This is a genomic window from Heliomicrobium undosum, assembly GCF_009877425.1.
In the GTDB taxonomy this organism is placed as follows: domain Bacteria; phylum Bacillota; class Desulfitobacteriia; order Heliobacteriales; family Heliobacteriaceae; genus Heliomicrobium; species Heliomicrobium undosum.
The window spans coordinates 14,046-32,867 of sequence record NZ_WXEY01000029.1; the positions used below are offsets into that span (position 1 = coordinate 14,046).

An 18,822-nucleotide genomic window follows, 5' to 3' on the forward strand; every position below is an offset into this window, starting at 1 on the left:
ACTTGTTTCCATGCCCCATGAATGGCAGGTGATGACGGCCATCGGAATATTCCTGCTTTCCTACGGCCTGATCATCTCCGAAAAGATTCACCGCATGACGGTGGCCCTGTTGGGCGCCGTTGTCATGCTCCTTCTTGGCATCCTTTCTCAGGAGGAGGCCGTCCATGCCGTCGACTTCAACACCTTGGGCCTCTTGATCGGCATGATGATCATCGTCGGCATCCTGCGGCGCACGGGGGTCTTCGAGTATTTCGCCGTCAAAGCCGCCAAAGCGGCCAAGGGGAGCCCCGCCGGCATCCTGATCCTGCTTAGCATCGTCACGGCGGTTGCCTCGGCCCTCTTGGACAATGTGACGACAGTGCTGTTGATCGTTCCCGTCACCCTCTCCATCACCGACACCTTGGATGTGGACCCCGTACCCTTTCTCATCGCCGAGGTGTTAGCGGCCAACATCGGCGGGACGGCCACCCTGATCGGCGATCCGCCGAACATCATGATCGGCGGCGCTGTGGGGCTCAGCTTCAATGATTTTGTTTTCAATCTAGCGCCGATTGTCCTCCCCATCATGGTGGTCACCCTGCTGCTCCTTAGGTGGATTTACCGGCGGGAACTGCAGGCAGACGATGCCAGCAAGGCCCGGATCATGGCCCTTGACGAGACGGAAACGATCAAAGACCATGCCCTGCTGCGCAAATCGGCGCTGGTGCTGGCGCTGACCATCCTAGGTTTCATGTTGCATGGCCTGCTCCACCTCGAATCGGCCACCATCGCCTTGGCTGGCGCCGCCTTTCTGCTCCTGATCACACGGGAAGAGCCGGAGGATATCCTGCTGGCCGTCGAGTGGCCGACCCTCTTTTTCTTCATCGGACTGTTCATCATCGTCGGCGCTCTGGAACACGTCGGAGTCATCCGCTGGGTCGCCGAGGCCGGTTTGCGCCTGACTGGCGGCGCTGTGGGACCGACGACGATCCTCATCCTCTGGCTCTCAGCCATCGCTTCGGCCTTTGTCGACAACATCCCCTTTGTGGCCACCATGATCCCCCTGATCAAGGCGATGGGTGAGATGGGCGGCATGGACACGATGCCCCTCTGGTGGAGCCTCGCCCTGGGGGCTTGTCTCGGCGGCAACGGCACGATCATCGGCGCTTCAGCCAACGTCATCGTCGCCGGGATGGCCGAAAAAAATGGGATCGCCATCTCCTTCATCCGCTTCATGAAGGTGGCCTTCCCGCTGATGCTGGTCAGCATCGTCATTGCTCATATCTACCTGTGGTTGAGGTATCTCTAATGAGACATATCGCTGATACGTGATAGCACGAATCCATTTCTTCCACGGCCTCAGGACTTCAAAAAATGAGACCCAGGTCCCGTAAGAACCGGGTCCCGGGTCCGATGCACTTCTGTTCTCCAACAGTTATGATCAAAGTGCCTTCTTTCAATACCCATCTGCGTAGCCCGACACGTGTCGGGTTTTTTTTTATGTCTTCTCACAGAGAAAGCCCTATAGGAATCGTAAAAAAGAAGGATGCCCCGCCGCCTTCCCGGTTTTCGACTCCGACCTGACCGCCATGGCTTTCTACGATCGCCTTGACGATGGCCAGTCCGAGACCGGTGCCGGGTGTCTTGCGGCTGCGCGACTTTTCTCCCCGGTAAAAGCGTTCCCAGACGCGGTTCAGATCGGCTTCCGCCAGCCCCGGACCGCTGTCATCGACGGAGAAGCGCACCGATTGCCCCTGCGCGGCCAGCCCCAAAGCGACCTCGCCGCCGGTTGGCGTGTGGCGCAGGGCGTTATCGACGAGGTTGATCAAGGCCTGGGTCAGCCGGTCCGGATCGGCGTGAATCATGGGGAGGGCGAGATTACCCTGACAGGCAGGGCAGGTCAAGCGGATCTGCCGCTCTTCCGCCGCGCCGGCCAGTTTGCGGGCCACGCCGTTGATCAACGCCTCCGGGTCCACGGCTTCTCGCTTTAACTCGAAGTAGCCTGATTCCAATTGGGCCAGTTGCAGCATATCCTGGACGAGCCGCTGCATCCGGTCCGTTTCTTCGAGGATGATCTCGGCCATCTGGCGGCGATCATCCGGTGTCTTCGCCATGTCGTCCCGCAACGCCTCGGCGTAGCCCTGGATCAGAAACAGGGGGGTGCGCAGGTCATGGGAGACGTTGGCCGCCAGGTCGCGCATGCTCTGCATCCCCCGGGCCAACTGGTCGTTCTTGTCTTCCAACTGCCGCAGGCTGATCGAGAGCTCGCTCGACAGGGAGTTCAGCGTCTCTCCCAAACGACCGATCTCGTCGTCGCCCTCCACCGGCGCCCGGTGGTTGAATTCGCGGCGTCGCATCTGTTCCGCCGCCGCATGCAGCGCCGTCAGGGGGCGGGCGACTTTCTTCGAGAGCAGATAGGCGACCAGCGCCGAGAGCAGCAGGGTCAAGGCGCCGGCGCCGAAGACCCAGGCGCGAACGGCCGCGATAGTATCGTGGATGGGTTGCAATGCCCGGAAGGCGAAGACAACCCTGTCTACGTTGTCACCCGCCCGGTGTGGAACAGCGACGGAAAGGGCGGGAATATCGCCGGCGCCTCTGGCGGGAAACCCGTTGGCGGCCCCGAAAGCGGTCAGCGGAGCCTGGCGGATGACGATTTCGCCGCCCAGCAAACGCTCCTTTTCCTGAGGCGTCAGTTCAATCCGGGTCAAAGCCATGCCCATCCTGGGCGCGCCGCCGTTTCCCGAATCAGTGATCTCTGAGGCGCTTCCGTCTCCTTCTGCAAAAGGGGGACAGGTCTCCTGACCGGAACCAGAACCGCCGCCCATCCGCCAGGCGCCCCAGCGAAAACGAGGACCTCCTCGCGGAGACGGTCCGGTCGCAGCGCCCGGCGGGGAGGCCGACATCCATGGCGGACCTCCATAGGCGCTCAGCACGTCGGTCACATTCCCCTCGCGATCGCAGAGAAGGATCAAAGCGTCCGAATCGGCGGCGATGGCGATGGCCAGCCGTTTCGCTGTCGCCGGGTCTTCCTCCATGGCGACGAGACTGGCCTGGGCGACGAGTTCGTCTGTTTCCCTGTGAATATAGTAATCGGCGAAAAAAGCGGAAAAGAGCCACGCCACGACCAGCAGAAGGACCAGCGAAAAGCTGGCCAGCGTGAGCCAGAACTTACCGACGATGCTGCCTGTGATTTTCATGGATTAACCTCGAATTTATAGCCGCTGCCGCGAACGGTGCCCACATAGCTCGCTACAGCGGGAGAGAGGCGGGAGAGTTTTTCCCGCAGCCGGCGAACATGGGTATCCACTGTCCGGCTGTCGCCGGCAAATTCATAGCCCCAGACCCGGTCGAGGAGCAGATCACGGCTCAAAACCCTGCCTGCGTTCTGGGCCAGGTACAGCAGCAGGTCATATTCCAGCGGCGAAAGGGAGAGCGTTTCGCCTTTGACCACCGCTTTGCGGCCTTCCGGATAGAGGCTGAGCTCAGGAAAATGAAGACCCTTCTCCGTCGCCGCCTCCTGGGCGTCGTCCCTCTGCGGCGGCGTCGATGAACGCCGGCGAAGCAGGGCTTTGACGCGCAGGACGAGTTCTCGGGGGCTGAAGGGCTTGATCACATAGTCATCGGCGCCCAATTCAAAGCCCAGGACACGGTCCGATTCCTCTCCCCGGGCCGTCAGGATCAGGATAGGCACCTCCGAAAACTCGCGGATCTTGCGGCAGGTGGTCCACCCGTCGAGGCCCGGCATCATCAGATCAAGGATGACCAGGTCGACCTTCCCTTGTCGCAGGATCTCCAACGCCGGACGGCCTTCTTCCGCCTCGACGACGCAAAAGGACTCCTGTTCAAGAAACAGGCGCAACATGCGCCGGATTTTCTCTTCATCTTCCACTAACAACACGGTAGTATCCTTGTTCACCGGGTTACACCTCCTCTGCCTCTTATTTTACAAATAATTCTACGGCAACGCGATGTTCTTGAAGCAATCTCCCATCAGTATTATAATTTTGACGAAAAAAGAAAAAAGGAGAGTTTAGACTTGAGAAGACGACAAATCTGCGCCATTGTTCTTTCTTTCCTTTTTGTAGCGCTCCTGGGCGGTCTTTTGCCGGCAGGCGGAACCGGCCTTACGAGCGCCTGGGCCTCCGACTCGCCCTATCCGGGCATCTTCAACTGGCCCGTGCCCCGCATCGCCAAATCAGCCGGACCGGCCATCGTGTCCATCACCAACATGGGCGAGAGCATCAGTGAAAAAATGGTGGAGCAATCGTCCGGCTCCGGCGTGATCATCGACGCTGAAAAAGGCTATATCGTCACCAATAACCATGTGGTGGAAGGGGCGCAGGCCCTTCAGGTGGGACTGGCCGATGGGCGCGCCCTCCAAGGCCGCATCGTCGGGAGAGATGTGCGTTCCGACTTGGCTGTCGTCAAAATCGACACGGACAACCTGACAGCTGTTCCCGTGGGGAATTCCGATTCCCTGGAGGTGGGGGAACTGGTGGTGGCCATCGGCAACCCGCTGGGGAAAGAGTTTGCCCGCACCGTCACCCACGGGATTGTGAGCGCCCTGGATCGAACCCTGGAAGTGGATGACGTCCGCTTGAAGGTGATTCAGACGGATGCGGCCATCAATCCCGGCAACTCGGGCGGCGGTCTCTTCAACTCGCGGGGAGAGTTGATCGGCATCAACAGCGCCAAGATCGGCCTGAAGGGGGTCGAGGGGATGGGTTTTGCCATCCCTGTGAATGTGGCCAAACCGATCGTGCAGCAGTTGATCGCCCAGGGCTATGTGGCCCGACCCTGGCTCGGCGTTGAGGGCGTCTTTATCACCGAGGCCGCCTCTCAGTATTACGAATTGCCGCAGGGCTTCTACATACGAAAGGTGAGTTCCGGCAGTCCGGCGGCGGCGGCGGGACTCCGGCGGGGTGACATCATCACGGCCCTTGACGACAACGGTTTCAGCAGCGCCCGGGAGTTCTCCAACCTGATCGCCGCTCATGCCGTAGGCGATAAGATCAACCTGACCGTGTTCCGCAAGGGGCAGCAGATCACCCTAGAGGCAGCGCTGACGCAACTGCCGAGATAGTCCGACAAGACAGGTTTCTAAAATTAGGATAGATTAGGATAGAAATAGGGTAGCGAAAAAGCGGAAGGGGCGACCTTCCGCTTTTTCCGTGGGATCAATTTGCCGGTTGTGTCGTCGCTGGTCCGCCCATACAGCCGCCTGCGCCGGGACCAAAACCGCCCCGTCCGCCGAAGCCAGGACCACGGTTGCCGAAGCCGGCCATTCCGCCGTTTTTCAGGCGGTACTCGGCCATCTGGTCCATCCGTTCCTTCATTTGCTTGCCTTGTTCCGGTGTCAGTTGGCCAAACTCGACATACTTGTCGATCATCTGCTTGCGCAGGTCGATCATCTGCTTGTGCATCTGGGTGATCTCCTGCTGCTGCGCGTCCGTCAGCGCCGCATAGGCCGTCGGCAGGGCCACCGTCAGCGCCAGCATGATCGCCACGGCGATGACCCATTTTCTTCGCATCATTCTCGCACCTCCTAAGTTTTTCAGGTCCTCTTTCCTTGATCCTAGTATACCCCCGCAATTTGTCGGCTCAGTAACGACCTTGTGACAGTTCTGTTACAATTGAACGCGCTGTTTGCCCGTTGGTTCTGTGTGTCGCAACAGGGTAAGGCGAGCTGGTAAATGTAGGTGTTTTGTGGAAGAAATGTTCATGTTCCGTCTAAATTGAATTTGTTTTCACAAACACATAAAATAAAGATGAGCCCCATGTTGAATCGAGGTGGAGACAGATGATTGGCAAGCTTGTTGTGACACTGCTTTCCGGGGCGGCGGCCTACTCCTATGCGGAGAAAAAATACAACCAATTGACGGAACGCAAGATCGTAGAAGGATTGCAGTTGCTCCGGCCTGTTGTGACGGCCCTCTGCGAGAATGAACGCAAGCGCGTCGGCGTCGAATGTTCATCGGCCCGCTGAATATCAAAAAGACAGAACCAACAGACCGGCGTCTTCGGACAGCCGGTCTTTCGCCATTTTTTACGCGGCAGTTCGCAGGCAGGCCAGCCCATGGTATACTGAATGACAAAAGGAAGGTTTTGGAGGAGGGAGCGCCGGTGCGCCTTGCTGATGTGGATTTGAAAGCCCGCATCCCTGAAAGGGAGTATGAGGAACGGCTGCGCAAACTGCAGTTGGACTTGCTGAAATACCAGTTTCGCATGATCGAGGAAAAGGTGCCCGTCCTCCTCGTCTTCGAGGGATGGGACGCCGCCGGCAAGGGAGGCGTCATCCGGCGCATCACCGAACAGATGGATCCCCGGAACTACCATGTTCATCCCATCGGCGCCCCGAGCCCGGAGGAGATGCGTCATCACTACCTGCGCCGCTTCTGGCTTCGCCTGCCCAAAGCCGGCGAGATGGGGATTTTTGATCGCAGTTGGTATGGCAGGGTGATGGTGGAACGGGTGGAAAAGCTCTGCCCGAAAGAGGCCTGGAAGCGCGCCTACGCCGAGATCAACGAGTTTGAAAAGATGCTCGTCAGCGACGGGACACTGTTGATCAAGTTTTTCCTGCACATCTCCCCGGAGGAGCAACTCCGCCGTTTCCGCGACCGCGAGACCAACCCCTACAAACGCTGGAAGATCACCAAGGAGGACTGGCGCAACCGGGACAAGTGGGAGGAATACGAGGAAGCCATTGAAGAGATGCTGGAAAAGACCCATACGGCCTTAGCTCCCTGGCACCTCATCTCAGGGGAGCAGAAGAAATGGGCCCGCATTCAGACCATGGAGGTCATCCTCGATCATTACAAGCGGGTCTTCCGCCAGGGCAAGGAGTGTATCGCCACAGGATGTCATCGATAGCCATGTCACAAGCGAAGCGAAGAGAAGTGACCATCTACACAGACGGCGCCTGTCTCGGCAATCCTGGACCAGGCGGCTACGGCGCCGTGCTGATCTATGGTGAGCATCGCAAAGAGCTGTCCGAGGGGTTCCGGGACACCACCAACAACCGCATGGAGATGCTGGCGGCCATCAAGGCGCTGGAAGCCTTGAAGGAACCCTGTCAGGTCGTCTTGTACAGCGATTCGCGTTATCTCGTCGATGCTGTCACCCAGGGCTGGGCCAAGCGCTGGAAGGCCAACGGCTGGATGCGCAACAAAAAGGATCCGGCGCTGAACGTTGACCTCTGGGAGCGGTTGCTCCAACTGTTGGAGCGCCATCAAGTCGAATTCCGCTGGGTGAAAGGACATGCCGGAAATCCGGAGAACGAACGCTGCGACAAGTTGGCTACCACCGCCGCCGCCCGTCCTGATTTGCCCCTGGATGTGCGCAGGTGATAAATCGAATCCCTTTCTGGGCAAACTGACAGCAAAGGGAGCCCAGGAGCGTGAGCCTGATGCGCGTCAAGTGGATGTGGATCGCCGGAGGCCTCGGGTACCTGATCCTTCTCTACAGCGCCATGAATCTGATCATGGGGTGGATGCTCTCCGGCATATAGACACAAAAAAAAATCACCTGTCAGGGTGATTTTTTTGCGGCAAACAGCGTGCAGTCACTGTCAGTCCCCCTGTGAACAGAAGCTACATAAAATGGAAACCAGGGACGGGGAAAGGGGGAGTCGTCCTTGGTGAAAGTGATCATTGACCCCGGCCATGGCGGGTTCGATCCGGGGGCGCTGGGACCGACAGGCTTGCGGGAGGCTGACGTCAATCTGGCTGTGGCGAAACGGGTGGCTAACTTGCTGTCGCCGTCGGTCCAGGCGGTGTTGACGAGGGACGGCGATACTTCGCCAGGCACAGATGTGAACACCGATCTGCAGGCCCGGGCGACCATTGCCAATGGCGCCGGCGCAGATTACTTTGTCAGCATCCACTGCAACGCCGCTGACAGCCCGGCGGCCAATGGCACAGAGGTCTACTGTTACAAGTTTGGCGGCAAAGGGGAGCAACTGGCGAGGGCGATCGCCGGGTTTTTGGTCCCCGCCCTGGGATTGCGCGATCGCGGGGTGAAAGAAGCCAACTTCTATGTCCTGCGCAGAACCGTCATGCCGGCTGTCTTGATCGAACTGGCTTTTATCACCAACACGGTTGAAGAGTCACTGCTCCGTTCGCCCCTTTTTCAAGCCAAGGCGGCCGAAGCCATCGCCCAGGGGATTCGCGCCTTTCTCGGGATCAGCGATCCTGTCAATGGGGGGAACGAAGCACCGTCTGGTGAAGAACTGCCAAGTGAAACACCCGGTTCCGGAGGAGGGACGCCGATGCCGGCTCCAGGACCTTTCAAGGACGTTGCCTTAGATCGCCCGACAGCCGCAGCCATCGCCAGGGCCCTTGAGCGCGGTCTCATCCGCGGCGACAGCGACGGCCGTTTTCGCCCTTCAGACCCGCTGTCGAGAGAAGAGGCGGTCCTGTTGATCGATCGCACCACCGACTACCTTTTGGCCAAGGTCAAAGCGGCAGGGATCAACATCGACGAATAGAGCCTTTTCCGCTACCGCGGCGGGTTGGGAATGATTCCCGTCAAAACGAGGATGTAAAGGACCATCGTCAGATAAAAGGCGCCTGCCGCGCCCATCTTCCAGGGGGTTTGGGAACGGAAGCCAGGGATCATCGTCAAAATGCTGCTTTTTTCCGGCTCACTTTGGGGCCGGGCTTTTTTTTGATTTGCCATGGGAGATCTCCTTCCTGCCGGACACCGGATCATCGGGCTGTCCGAAACGGTATTTACCAAGAGAATATCATACTGCGCCCAGTCAGGATAGGGTGGACCTTGTTTCGCCTTGAATAGAATGGATAGAAAGGGATATCGAAAGAAAAACAGCCGCTGCGGCGGCGGGGGAGTGGGGCCGTTGGGCGTGACAAAAAGAATCAAATCGGGGAATCTGCTGCCTGACCGGATGGACGATATCAGCCTGCCGCTGGAAAACGCCCGCCGATTGAAGCTCAACCGGCTTAACGTGCCCCTCCGTGTCGATGTGCCCGATCCCCGGTCAGCCGAGATGTCCCTGCACCCGCAGGCATTTGATCAGGCTGCCAAGGCGATGGAAGAGATCCGCCAGGCCGGACTGGCCGCTTTTCTGGAGCCTTTTCCCTGGGTCCAGGCCGGCGGCCTGGCCGAGACAGCTTGGGATCCCGGCGATGTGAACGCCTGGTTTGAGGAATGGGGCAAGATCTGCCTCCAGGCGGCCTACTTTGCCCACCAGGAAGGGATCGACACGCTCGTCATCTCTGACGGTATCATCCACCTGGAGCCTTATCCCGAGCAATGGATTGCGCTGATTGAAGATATCCGCAAGCTCTACCGGGGACGCATCACCTACCGCACCCAGTGGTGGTACACCTCCTGGGCCAATCCCGTCTCCTTCCTGGACTATCGAAAAAAGCTGCAAAACCCGCTCTTCGGCAAGCTGGACTTCATCTCCGTCTCCGCCTACTTTGAACTGACAAACCGGGAGGCGCCGCCCGAGAAGGAACTGATCGACGCATGGCGCCGTTCCACCCGTTATTTGCGCCGGCAACCCATCGTTGAGCAGGTGAAAGAACTGCATCAACAATGGCGAAAGCCGATCTTTTTCGGGGAAGTGGGCTATGTGGACCGCGCCGGCACGAACTGCATGCCATGGAGCGCCATTCCGTCAGAAAAAGAAAACCTGCAAGAGCAGCGCGATTGTTTTGCCGCTTTTTTTCGAGTTTTCTGGCATCAACCTTGGTTCCTAGGCGCGTCAGTCTTCCAGATCCACATGCCCGAATCGCGCTATTACCCGATGGGCAGGCCGGCGGAAGCCGTCATCGCCGCCGCGCCGACGGAGGTTTCCGGGAGCGCATGGACAGCCGGTCTGCGGGATTTGCTCAACCGGTTGTAAAATCAAAAAACACGATTTTCGCCAATAGGGAGAACGAGGGGATAAAGGGGATAACAAAAGAGGGGATAACACATGCGATACAAAACGTTATTGCTGTTCTTTGCGTTGATGGCGCTTCCCCTGGCGGCGACGGCTTTCGGCTTTGACCTGAAAGGCGTCGTCGAGTGGATGCGCGCCCAGGGTCCCTGGGCCTTTTTTTTCACCGTCCCTGCCCATATCCTCCTCAGCATTTCACCGATGAGTTCCGATCCTGTGGCTCTCACCAACGGCTTTATCTATGGGACCGCCCTCGGCGCGGCAGCCAACTGGCTCGGTTCCATGGGCGGCGCTGTAGCCGGATACTGGCTGATCCGCCGGAGCGCCGAGGAGATCTCCCTGCCGGAGCACTTTTCCAAGCTCCCCCGCTGGCTGCGCGACTTACCGGTCGCTTCGCCCGTATTTCTCATTGGCGTCCGGATGATCCCCTTCATCGGCGGCGATATCGTGAAGTTCATGGCGCCGTTATACCGGGTGCCCTTTGGCCGCTATCTCTGGACCCAGGCCGTGGCTATCGCACCTTGGGCGGTCTTCCTCGCCGCCGTCGGCGCCGGCGTGTCGCTTTTAATCGGACAATAGCGATAAAGGTTTGCGCTACGCCCCGGAGGGATGATACCATAATAAGGACTACCGAAGTATCAACGATCATCCGGGAGTGGGAACCGTGAAAATCGCTATCGCTCAGTACAACCCCGTCGTGGGAGACATTGCAAACAACCTAGCCAAAGCTGTCGACGCATGGTCCCGCGCCGCTCAGGCAGGGGCCTCTCTGATCGTCTTTTCCGAACTCTACTTGACAGGATACCCGCCGAAAGACCTGCTGGAAAAGCCCTGGTTCATCGACCGGACTGAGGCGGCCCTGGATGAACTGGTCCGCCTTTCCGTTGATTACCCGGATACGGCCATCCTCATCGGCGCACCCCTGCGGTGGGACAACCCTGCCGGCAAGGGGCTGGCCAACGCCGCATGGCTCATCGGCGGGGGGAAGGTGCTGCACCGTCAGGCCAAATCGCTCCTACCGACCTACGATGTCTTTGACGAGGCCCGCTATTTCGATCCCGCCCCCTCTGTAGTTCCTGTTCCCTTTGGCGGTGAATTGCTCGGCATCTCCGTCTGTGAAGACGCCTGGAACGACCCCGAGTTCTGGCCCCAGCGCCGCCTCTATGACCGCGATCCTATCGAGGAATTGGCGCGGCAAGGCGCCACGGTGCTGATCAACATCTCGGCCTCTCCCTTTGAGATGAGCAAGGAGGAGACCCGTTACCGGCTGATCCGCAGCCATGCTGTCCGGTACGGCATTCCCTTCGTCTATGTCAACCAGGTGGGCGCCAATGACGAACTGATCTTCGACGGCGGCAGCATGGTCCTCGACCGGCAAGGGGAGCCCATGGTCCTGTGTCCGGACTTCCGGGAAAATCTTCTCATTGTCGATTTGCATGAGGCGAACCGAGATGAACCGGAGGCGCCGGCGTCCTTTGTCCCCCAGGACCGGGTGACTGCTGTCCATGACGCCCTCGTCCTCGGCATCGGCGATTACCTGCGCAAGTGCGGTTTCACCAAGGCTGTCGTCGGTCTTTCCGGCGGCATCGATTCGGCCGTCACCTGCTGCCTTGCCGCTGAGGCGCTCGGCGCGGAAAACGTGCTCGGCATCTCCATGCCGTCGCCCTATTCCTCTATCGGCAGCGTCGAGGATTCCCGCCTTTTGGCGGCTAACCTGGGCGTTCCTTTCAAGGTGATCCCCATCGCCGACATCTACCACGCCTATCTCTTCACCCTGGAGGAGCATTTCGAGGGCCGGAAGTCCGATGTGACCGAGGAAAACCTCCAGGCGCGCATCCGCGGCAACACGCTCATGGCCTTCTCCAACAAGTTCGGCCACCTGCTCCTCTCGACAGGCAACAAGAGCGAGCTGGCCACCGGCTATTGCACCCTTTACGGCGATATGAGCGGCGGCTTGAGCGTCCTCTCCGATGTGCCAAAGACGCTCGTTTATGAACTGGCTGAGTATATCAACCGCGAGCGGGAGATCATTCCGCGGATCATCATCGAAAAAGCCCCTTCGGCGGAACTGCGCCCCGGCCAGAAGGACCAGGACACCCTGCCGCCCTACCCGGTGCTCGACGCCATCTTGCAGTTGTATATCGAGGAAGGGCAGTCGGCGGAAGCCATCGTCGGGCGCGGATTTGACGCAGAGACGGTGCGCTGGGTGATTAAGACGGTGAACCGTAGCGAGTACAAGCGCCGCCAGGCCGCGCCGGGGCTGAAGGTGACGTCCAAGGCTTTCGGTGTGGGCCGCCGGATGCCGGTAGCGGCTAAATATTAAAAGTCAGACATCGAGTCAGAACACAGAAACCCCGTGCGTTTTTCAGGAAACGACGGGGTTCTGCACTTCGCCGGAGCAGGAGGTAGAAAATGAAGCATTTCTTTGGAAGGTCGCCGAAATATCGCCAGTGGGTCAGTGTATTGATCGCAACGCTCATACTGGCGGTGATGACAAGCCCCTTTGCCGCGCTCGCTGCCGACGCCAAGTCTTCCCCGGCGACGCAGATCCCGCCGCTGTTCACCGACGTGTCAGGCCATGACCCCGATTATGTTTTCATCAATTATTCCCTCAAGCGCGGGATGCTCAACGGTCTGCCTGATGGTTCCTTTCACCCTGATGAGGGGTTGACGCGCGCCCAGGCGGCTTTCTTGCTGGCAAAACAGATGAACCTGCGCATGGAGGGGATCGGCAAATCCCCCTTTCCCGATGTGCCTGCCGACCACTGGGCCGAGCCGGCTATCGCCGCTTCCAGCCGCGCCGGAATGCTGAAGGGCTTTGAAGACGGGACATACCGTCCCGATGACCCGTTGACGCGGATCCAATCGGTTGTCCTGTTGCTGCGGCTCGAAAAGACGTCGCTTCCGGCGGTGAACCGGAGCTTCACCGATATCCCGGCAGACTACTGGGCGCGAAACCAGGCGGCCGTTGCGGTCGAAGCCGGCATGGTCAGCTTGCCGAATGGCAGCAGCGATTTTTCGCCTGACAGCACCTTTACTCGGCGGGAATTGGCCCGCGCGCTAGCGATGTTGTACACGCTTGCGCCCTCCCTGCGCCAGGCAGAACTGCCCATGAAACTGGTCGTCAAGGAAGGGAAGACGACCCTGACAAGCGGTTCTGCCTCTACTCAGGTCAAGACGGAGTCTCCCGTCAAGGCTGGAGACTCGATCGCCGTTGAAACGGGAAGCGCCGAACTTCTCTTTGACGATGGGACTGGTTTTCTCATCAAAAAGGGCACCCGGATGACAGTCAAAGAGGCGAGGGGCCGCGCCTACATAAAAAACAGGGGCATCCCAGGCATCTCTGTCGACTGGCTGCGCATTGAGATGCCTGAAGGTCATACCGTTGGCGTCCTGGCGACCAATCGCATCCTGAGCAAGACCGGTGCTTCACCGGCGGCCATGATCCGGCCCGATCTGCGCCTGGCAGCAGCCTCGGACGATGTCCTGGGGGAAGCGCTGCTGCGGTTGCGGCTCGCCGAGGACGGGCAAGGCGCCGGCGACGAGGAATGGTGGAAGGTTGCCTCTGAAGAAAAGACCCGCATCCAGATGGATATGGCCTGGGGGGTCGCTGCCGTACAGGGAACCCGCTTCGCAGCCCGTGGCGCCGGCGACGGCGGATCCTTCAGCGTGATGGACGGCAGAGGAAGCATATCGGCGGCCGGACAGTCCTTTGCCGTTCCTCCCGGTCTGGAAACGACCGTAGCCGCGCCCGGTCAACCGCCGGCACCGCCTGCGCCGCTTTCGCCGGCAGCGATTGAGAGCTTTGTGGCAGCGCAATCCTTCTTGACCCAACAAGCTGCCCTCACCGTGCAGAACCAGCCGGCGCCGGTGGCCCTGCCTCCTGCGTTGCAAGCGTCCCTCACCCCGACGGTGGCGCCGACGCCGGTTCCACCAGCAGTGCCGCCCGCGATCCAGACGCTGTACCAGTCGATCAACCAGGTGGAAGCAACCGCTGCCACGTCTTTGTCCAATAACACGGTCACGCCCTCCTCTCCTGCGGCGCCTTCCGCGCCAACGGCGTCCACTTCGACGACGCCATCTACTTCGAGGGGTAGCGGCGGCGGTGGCTCGAACGGCGGAACGCCGGTCGAAGTGATTACCTACGATGTAAGCGTAACCTCTTCACAGAACCAGGTCACCATTCAAGGGACGTTGAAACGAAACAATAATGTGCTTCCGAACACAGACGTTACCCTCCGCGTCACCGGGTCGAACGGGACAAATGTGCTCTTTGACCAGACGATCACCGACGCTTCAGGACACTACTCCTTCCAGGAAAACCTTGAGCCTGGCCTTTACACTATTTACGTGGGCGGGGTGGGTAGTCCGCAATCTGTTCAGCATAGGGTGTTCCAGAACATGACCGGAAGCGGAACGGAAATGGATCCCTTTGTCATTTACACGCTGGAAGGGCTCAACCGGGTGCGAGACAACCTTTCCGCTTATTACCAACTTGGAGCAGATATCGATGCTGCTGCGACAAGCACATGGAACGCAGGAAGCGGCTGGTTGCCGATCGGTACAGCAGAACAACCTTTTACGGGGAAATTCAAAGGAAACGGTCACAAGATCAACAATCTATTTATTAACAGAGAATTGACGGACAACGTGGGTTTATTCGGGTATACTTCCGACGCATCGATTGAAAGACTTGGATTGACCAATGCCTTTGTAAAGGGCAATGATAGCGTAGGGGTGCTTGCCGGTTCGCTGCTCCAAGATTCTACATTAAATCGTTGCTACGTAAGCGGATTCGTTTACGGAAATGAGATGGTCGGCGGCTTAATCGGCCAAGCCTATCAAAACGTCAATGGGTCTGTTTGCGCGATTCAGGACAGTTATGTGACAGCGACTGTATTCGGCGCGTGGAAAGTCGGCGGTTTGATTGGCAAAAACCAACAATATGACGTGAAAAACTGTTACGCTTCCGGTTCAGTCAGTGGCCAAGAGTTCCTTGGCGGACTGATCGGTTATAACGATAGCGCCACCGTCTCTAGTAGTTTTGCCCTTAATGCTGCCTTCGTTAATAATGGCACTGAGTCAGCGCCGTCTTTCGGTCGGATAGCCGGCTCCTCGTCCGGTACATTCGTGGACAACTACGCGCTTGAGTCTATCGCCCCGCCCACCCTGACAATGGGTTCTATGACATGGAGCCCAAATTCAACTGGGAAAGATGGAGCGAACCTCTCTATTGCTTCCGCCTCCCAGTCAAGCTCCTATATCGGATGGGACTTTGCTAATATTTGGGCGATAGGGACTCCCTATCCCGTCTTGCGCAATTAAAGGGGGCCGATCATGGACCATACCTGGATTCGCCACGCCCGGGAGGAAAAGGGGCTGTCGCTGCAGGAAGTATCCCGGCTCTCCGGCGTCTCCGTATCTTACCTAAGCGAGATTGAGCGGGGCGCCAAACAGCCGGCGCCTCGCATCATAGAAAAAATCTCCGCCGCCCTCGGCTTGAAACGGGAAGAAGGAAACCCTGAAGGGGGGGAGATCGGTCTCGGGCAAAAACTACGCTTGCTCCGGGAGGAGCGTGGGCTTTCGTTGCAGGAACTGGCCCGGCTGGCCGGCGTCTCCATAGGGACGTTGCGAGAGATCGAAGTGGAGGGGGTCCGCCCCAGTGTCGACACCTTGCGGACTTTGGCCGATCACCTGAACGTGTCCATTCCGCAGTTGATGGGATCGCTCACCGCCATTGCCACTCGCCTGCGCAGCATCCGGGAACAGTTGGGATTGACCCAGGCCGAGGTGGCGGAACGGGCCGGCGTCTCGCCCGGTCTTATCGGCCAGATCGAGCAGGGAAAGGTGCAGCCCTCACTGCGCACCATCGAACGGGTGGCCGAGGCGGTCGGTGTGACGCCCTGCTACTTCCTGGTGCCCCAGCCTTCTTTGGAGAACCTGCTGCCGGTGCTGGGCGATGACTTGATCCGGCTGCTGGGGGAACCGCCGATCCAACAGACGCTGCGCATGATCTACGATCTAAATGAAGCAGAACTGCGCTTTCTCTTCGGCGTTGTCCGGCTGATCAAGCAGACCGGCCTGGTCGGCAGTCGGCGAATGCTCAACGAGGAAGCCTGTCTCCAATCTATCGAAGAAGAAGGGATCGAAGCATGAAAACGCGCCCACTGGGCCGGCTCGGCTGGCCCGTATCCTTTATCGGACTCGGCGGCATCGCCATCCAACGGCTCGACGACGAGGCGGCAGCTGCCGTCATCCGCGACGCCTTGGCGGCGGGCGTCAATTTTATCGATTCTGCCCGCGGCTACACGGACAGTGAGCAGAAGATCGGCCTGGGGATCCGGGGGATCGCCCGGGACTCCTTTTTCCTCGCCACAAAAAGCATGGCGCGGACGGCGGAAGGCCTGCTGGCCGATATTGAAAAAAGCCGGTCCAACTTTGGCGTCCAGACGATCGACCTCTACCAGTTGCACAATGTCAAGGACGACGCCTCCCTGGAACAAGTGCTCGGGCCGGGCGGGGCGCTGGAAGGGGCCGAGGAGGCCCGCCGGCGCGGCTGGATCAAGGAAATCGGCATCACCGGCCATGTGACGTCGGTGCTGGAAAAAGCCATTGCCACCGGTCATTTTGCCACCTGTCAGTTCCCCTACAATATCATCGAAACCCGGGTCGAGGAGCGGTTGTTGCCGGCCTGCGCCGAACAGGAGTTGGGCATCATCGTCATGAAACCCCTGGCCGGCGGCGCGCTAGGCCCTGAATGGGCGGAGCAATCGCTGCGCTTTTTCCTCGACAAGCCGGTGTCGGTCGTCATCCCCGGCATGGATTCCTTCGACCAGGTTACGGCAAACTGCCGCGTCGGTCATGAGGGGCAGCCGTTGACGGCAGAAGAGACGACCCAGGTGCGGGAGTCGCTGCGTTCGCTCGGCGAGCGTTTTTGCCGGCGCTGCGAGTACTGCATGCCCTGTCCCCACGGCGTCAACATCCCCCTTGCTTTTCTCCTCCACGGCTACTGGACCCGCTACAACCTGCAGGGCTGGGCGCAGGAGCGCTACGGCGCCATGGGCATCAAAGCCGACGCCTGCCGGGAGTGCGGTGTCTGTGAGACCCGTTGCCCCTACGACCTGCCCATCCGGGAGATGCTCAAAGAGGCCCACGCCAATCTGGATGATCCTGGCGTAAAGCAGGAAAAATAGGATAGATTGGCGAATGGATTGCACTAGAGAAGACGAGTACTGAGGAAGACAACAAAAAACGAGAAAGGTGGTATCTTCCCATGTTCAAGTGTGGCGTATGTGGCTATATCCATGAAGGGGAGGCGGCGCCGGAGCAGTGTCCCAAATGCGGGGCCCCTAAGGAAAAGTTTGCCGCCCTGCCGGAAGAAGCGGCCAATCTGATCGAGCGCTCCCGGATCACCAATGACATTCACGTCCAACTCCTGAGCCTGCTGGAAAACATCCAGTTCCTCGCCGAGGAAGGCCGCGAGGAAGACCTGGATCCCGGTTGCAACAAGCTCTTCGACCGGCTTCGCCAGTCTGCTGTGGAGTACCGCCAGTCGATCAAGGCGGAACTGCAAGGGCATATGAATAAGGGCAAATGGGGTTAAAGGGCGGGAACACCTGCGTGACGCCGGTCCCTGCTTCCAGCATCATTTGATCAGCGAAGAGGCTGTCAGCGATAAACTCGATTTACAAAGAACTTGATAAACGAAGAACCCTCCTGACGTTCTATCCGAAAAACGGAAAGAGCAAGCGGGAGGGTTCTTTTTTTTACATAACTTATTTCCGCTGAGGGAAGCTAGAGGATGAGGTGAGCATTTCGATGAGCCACAAAAAAGAGAATGACGACCTGCGCACCCATCGCCAGATCGATCGCTTGCGGTGGGAAACGGCCAAAGAAATGGGCGTCAACGAGCCGCTCGACAACAATGTGGAACTGGGCATGGCCCGCGACGGCCTCGAAACCTATGTGCGCCAGCAGATGGTGGAAACAGCGGAGCGGGCTCTGGCGGAGGAAGGGGAGCGCAAAGCGGCGCTCAACGAGAAGGACAAAAAGGACTAGTCATCCAGCCTGGCATAGACCGGCAGGCTGACGGAAACGCTACAGTGTAGCATTAGTGGAGGAGGAATAGCCGATGGTTGATATCGAAGGCTTCCGGGAACGATTGGCCCAGCGCATCGAAGAGGGGAAACAGCACGGGATCTCTGACGAGGTCATGCGAGAGGGCATCGTCAACCTGGGCGACATTGCCGTCCATTTTTTCAAGGCCGACAAGCCCGAAGAAAAGCTGATGAAGGAACTCTGGGAAGTGAGCACGGAAGACGAAAAAAAAGTGCTGGCCAACATTCTGCTCCGTTACGGGAAACAGGCCCTGCACTGATCCCTGGAGGGTTCCTGCCCGGCGATATCCTGCCGGAATGAAAGACAAGCCGCCGATGGGGAAACCCTTTCGGCGGCTTGTCTGTTTATTGCAAGATGCGATTGTCTAGCGAAGGGGGATGTTGTCGTAAGGCTGCAAGGCGCTGATCTAGTGAAGCTTTTCTCCGTTCTTTGTGTTGCAGGCGGGACATTCGCAGTTATGGCCCTGGCCGGTGACGGATGCGCCGGCGCCCCCTTGTCCGTCAGCGCTTTGGGGGGCTGTTGTCGTGGTTATTTGATCGGCGTCGACAATCTCCACCCGATCAAGGGTGTCTTTGACACGGGCCTTGATGGCATCCACATATTCACGGCGCACACGGGCCTGCTCCGTCTTTTCTACCTCCGTCAGACCCTCCGGGGTCCGGCTCTTGCGTGACAGGTAGTTGATCCGGTCAATAAGTTCCTTGGTGATGGACAAAGTTCCTTCCTCCTTAATGAATAAGGGTTTATGGCATTGCTGTCGCCATGCATAGATGAATCATACAACAAAATGACAACAATAGCCTAATTTTCTTTTCTTACAA

Annotated in this window: 20 protein-coding genes; 15 read left to right on the top strand and 5 right to left on the bottom strand. The window is 58.8% G+C overall.

Translation table 11 applies throughout. The features are described from left to right. Positions 1-10: 10 nt before the first annotated feature. Positions 11-1,288, top strand: coding sequence for an ArsB/NhaD family transporter (locus GTO91_RS16110; RefSeq protein ID WP_161259757.1), 1,278 nt, complete (start codon positions 11-13; stop codon positions 1,286-1,288). A gap of 199 nt (positions 1,289-1,487) precedes the next feature. Here GTO91_RS16110 and GTO91_RS16115 read toward each other — a convergent pair whose 3' ends face one another. Next, positions 1,488-3,176, bottom strand: coding sequence for a sensor histidine kinase (locus GTO91_RS16115; protein ID WP_161259758.1), 1,689 nt, complete (start codon positions 3,174-3,176; stop codon positions 1,488-1,490). Beyond that, on the bottom strand, positions 3,173-3,895 hold the full coding sequence (locus tag GTO91_RS16120) for a response regulator transcription factor (RefSeq protein ID WP_161259759.1): 723 nt from the start codon (positions 3,893-3,895) through the stop codon (positions 3,173-3,175). Before GTO91_RS16120 ends, GTO91_RS16115 begins: the two co-directional genes overlap by 4 nt. Before the next feature lie 120 nt (positions 3,896-4,015). Between GTO91_RS16120 and GTO91_RS16125 the strand changes: the two genes are divergently transcribed. Next, entirely contained in the window at positions 4,016-5,062 is a 1,047-nt protein-coding gene (locus GTO91_RS16125) for a S1C family serine protease (protein ID WP_161259760.1), read from the top strand. Between the two features lie 94 nt (positions 5,063-5,156). Here GTO91_RS16125 and GTO91_RS16130 read toward each other — a convergent pair whose 3' ends face one another. Beyond that, positions 5,157-5,510, bottom strand: a complete 354-nt coding sequence (locus tag GTO91_RS16130; RefSeq protein WP_161259761.1) for a YckD family protein — start codon at positions 5,508-5,510, stop codon at positions 5,157-5,159. 269 nt (positions 5,511-5,779) lie between these two features. Between GTO91_RS16130 and GTO91_RS16135 the strand changes: the two genes are divergently transcribed. From GTO91_RS16135 to GTO91_RS16150, 4 genes are all read left to right on the top strand, one after another. After that, entirely contained in the window at positions 5,780-5,965 is a 186-nt protein-coding gene (locus GTO91_RS16135; RefSeq protein ID WP_161259762.1) for a hypothetical protein, read from the top strand. Positions 5,966-6,102: 137 nt separating this feature from the next. Further along, positions 6,103-6,849 carry a polyphosphate kinase 2 family protein gene (locus tag GTO91_RS16140; protein WP_328793829.1) on the top strand — a complete coding sequence of 249 codons (747 nt, stop codon included), beginning with the start codon at positions 6,103-6,105 and terminating at the stop codon, positions 6,847-6,849. Positions 6,850-6,851: 2 nt separating this feature from the next. Continuing rightward, positions 6,852-7,325 carry a ribonuclease HI gene (rnhA, locus tag GTO91_RS16145; RefSeq protein WP_161259764.1) on the top strand — a complete coding sequence of 158 codons (474 nt, stop codon included), beginning with the start codon at positions 6,852-6,854 and terminating at the stop codon, positions 7,323-7,325. Between the two features lie 290 nt (positions 7,326-7,615). Then, the gene (locus GTO91_RS16150; protein ID WP_328793830.1) at positions 7,616-8,464 is read left to right on the top strand and encodes an N-acetylmuramoyl-L-alanine amidase; all 849 of its coding nucleotides are present in this window, start codon (positions 7,616-7,618) and stop codon (positions 8,462-8,464) included. Positions 8,465-8,475: 11 nt separating this feature from the next. Here GTO91_RS16150 and GTO91_RS16155 read toward each other — a convergent pair whose 3' ends face one another. After that, entirely contained in the window at positions 8,476-8,655 is a 180-nt protein-coding gene (locus GTO91_RS16155) for a hypothetical protein (RefSeq protein WP_161259766.1), read from the bottom strand. Positions 8,656-8,839: 184 nt separating this feature from the next. Between GTO91_RS16155 and GTO91_RS16160 the strand changes: the two genes are divergently transcribed. The 9 genes from GTO91_RS16160 to GTO91_RS16200 all read left to right on the top strand — a co-directional run bounded on the left by GTO91_RS16160 (position 8,840) and on the right by GTO91_RS16200 (position 18,260). Continuing rightward, positions 8,840-9,847 carry a glycoside hydrolase family 113 gene (locus tag GTO91_RS16160; protein ID WP_407929537.1) on the top strand — a complete coding sequence of 336 codons (1,008 nt, stop codon included), beginning with the start codon at positions 8,840-8,842 and terminating at the stop codon, positions 9,845-9,847. Positions 9,848-9,919: 72 nt separating this feature from the next. Further along, the gene (locus GTO91_RS16165; RefSeq protein ID WP_161259768.1) at positions 9,920-10,462 is read left to right on the top strand and encodes a TVP38/TMEM64 family protein; all 543 of its coding nucleotides are present in this window, start codon (positions 9,920-9,922) and stop codon (positions 10,460-10,462) included. An 85-nt stretch (positions 10,463-10,547) separates the two neighbouring features. After that, the gene (locus tag GTO91_RS16170; RefSeq protein ID WP_161259769.1) at positions 10,548-12,206 is read left to right on the top strand and encodes an NAD+ synthase; all 1,659 of its coding nucleotides are present in this window, start codon (positions 10,548-10,550) and stop codon (positions 12,204-12,206) included. Positions 12,207-12,295: 89 nt separating this feature from the next. Next, on the top strand, positions 12,296-15,208 hold the full coding sequence (locus tag GTO91_RS16175) for an S-layer homology domain-containing protein (protein WP_161259770.1): 2,913 nt from the start codon (positions 12,296-12,298) through the stop codon (positions 15,206-15,208). Between the two features lie 12 nt (positions 15,209-15,220). Continuing rightward, the gene (locus tag GTO91_RS16180) at positions 15,221-16,039 is read left to right on the top strand and encodes a helix-turn-helix domain-containing protein (protein WP_161259771.1); all 819 of its coding nucleotides are present in this window, start codon (positions 15,221-15,223) and stop codon (positions 16,037-16,039) included. Then, positions 16,036-17,076, top strand: coding sequence for an aldo/keto reductase (locus GTO91_RS16185; RefSeq protein ID WP_161259772.1), 1,041 nt, complete (start codon positions 16,036-16,038; stop codon positions 17,074-17,076). Before GTO91_RS16180 ends, GTO91_RS16185 begins: the two co-directional genes overlap by 4 nt. Positions 17,077-17,156: 80 nt before the next feature. After that, positions 17,157-17,486, top strand: a complete 330-nt coding sequence (locus GTO91_RS16190) for a rubredoxin-like domain-containing protein (RefSeq protein WP_161259773.1) — start codon at positions 17,157-17,159, stop codon at positions 17,484-17,486. 215 nt (positions 17,487-17,701) lie between these two features. Next, positions 17,702-17,941 (top strand): small acid-soluble spore protein, encoded by a 240-nt coding sequence (locus GTO91_RS16195; RefSeq protein ID WP_161259774.1) that lies wholly within the window; start codon positions 17,702-17,704, stop codon positions 17,939-17,941. A 73-nt stretch (positions 17,942-18,014) separates the two neighbouring features. Further along, entirely contained in the window at positions 18,015-18,260 is a 246-nt protein-coding gene (locus GTO91_RS16200) for a DUF3243 family protein (RefSeq protein WP_012283808.1), read from the top strand. 147 nt (positions 18,261-18,407) lie between these two features. On the opposite strand, the gene GTO91_RS16205 is transcribed toward GTO91_RS16200, so the two are convergent. Continuing rightward, positions 18,408-18,716, bottom strand: a complete 309-nt coding sequence (locus GTO91_RS16205) for a DUF896 domain-containing protein (RefSeq protein WP_170294284.1) — start codon at positions 18,714-18,716, stop codon at positions 18,408-18,410. Between the last annotated feature and the right edge of the window lie 106 nt (positions 18,717-18,822).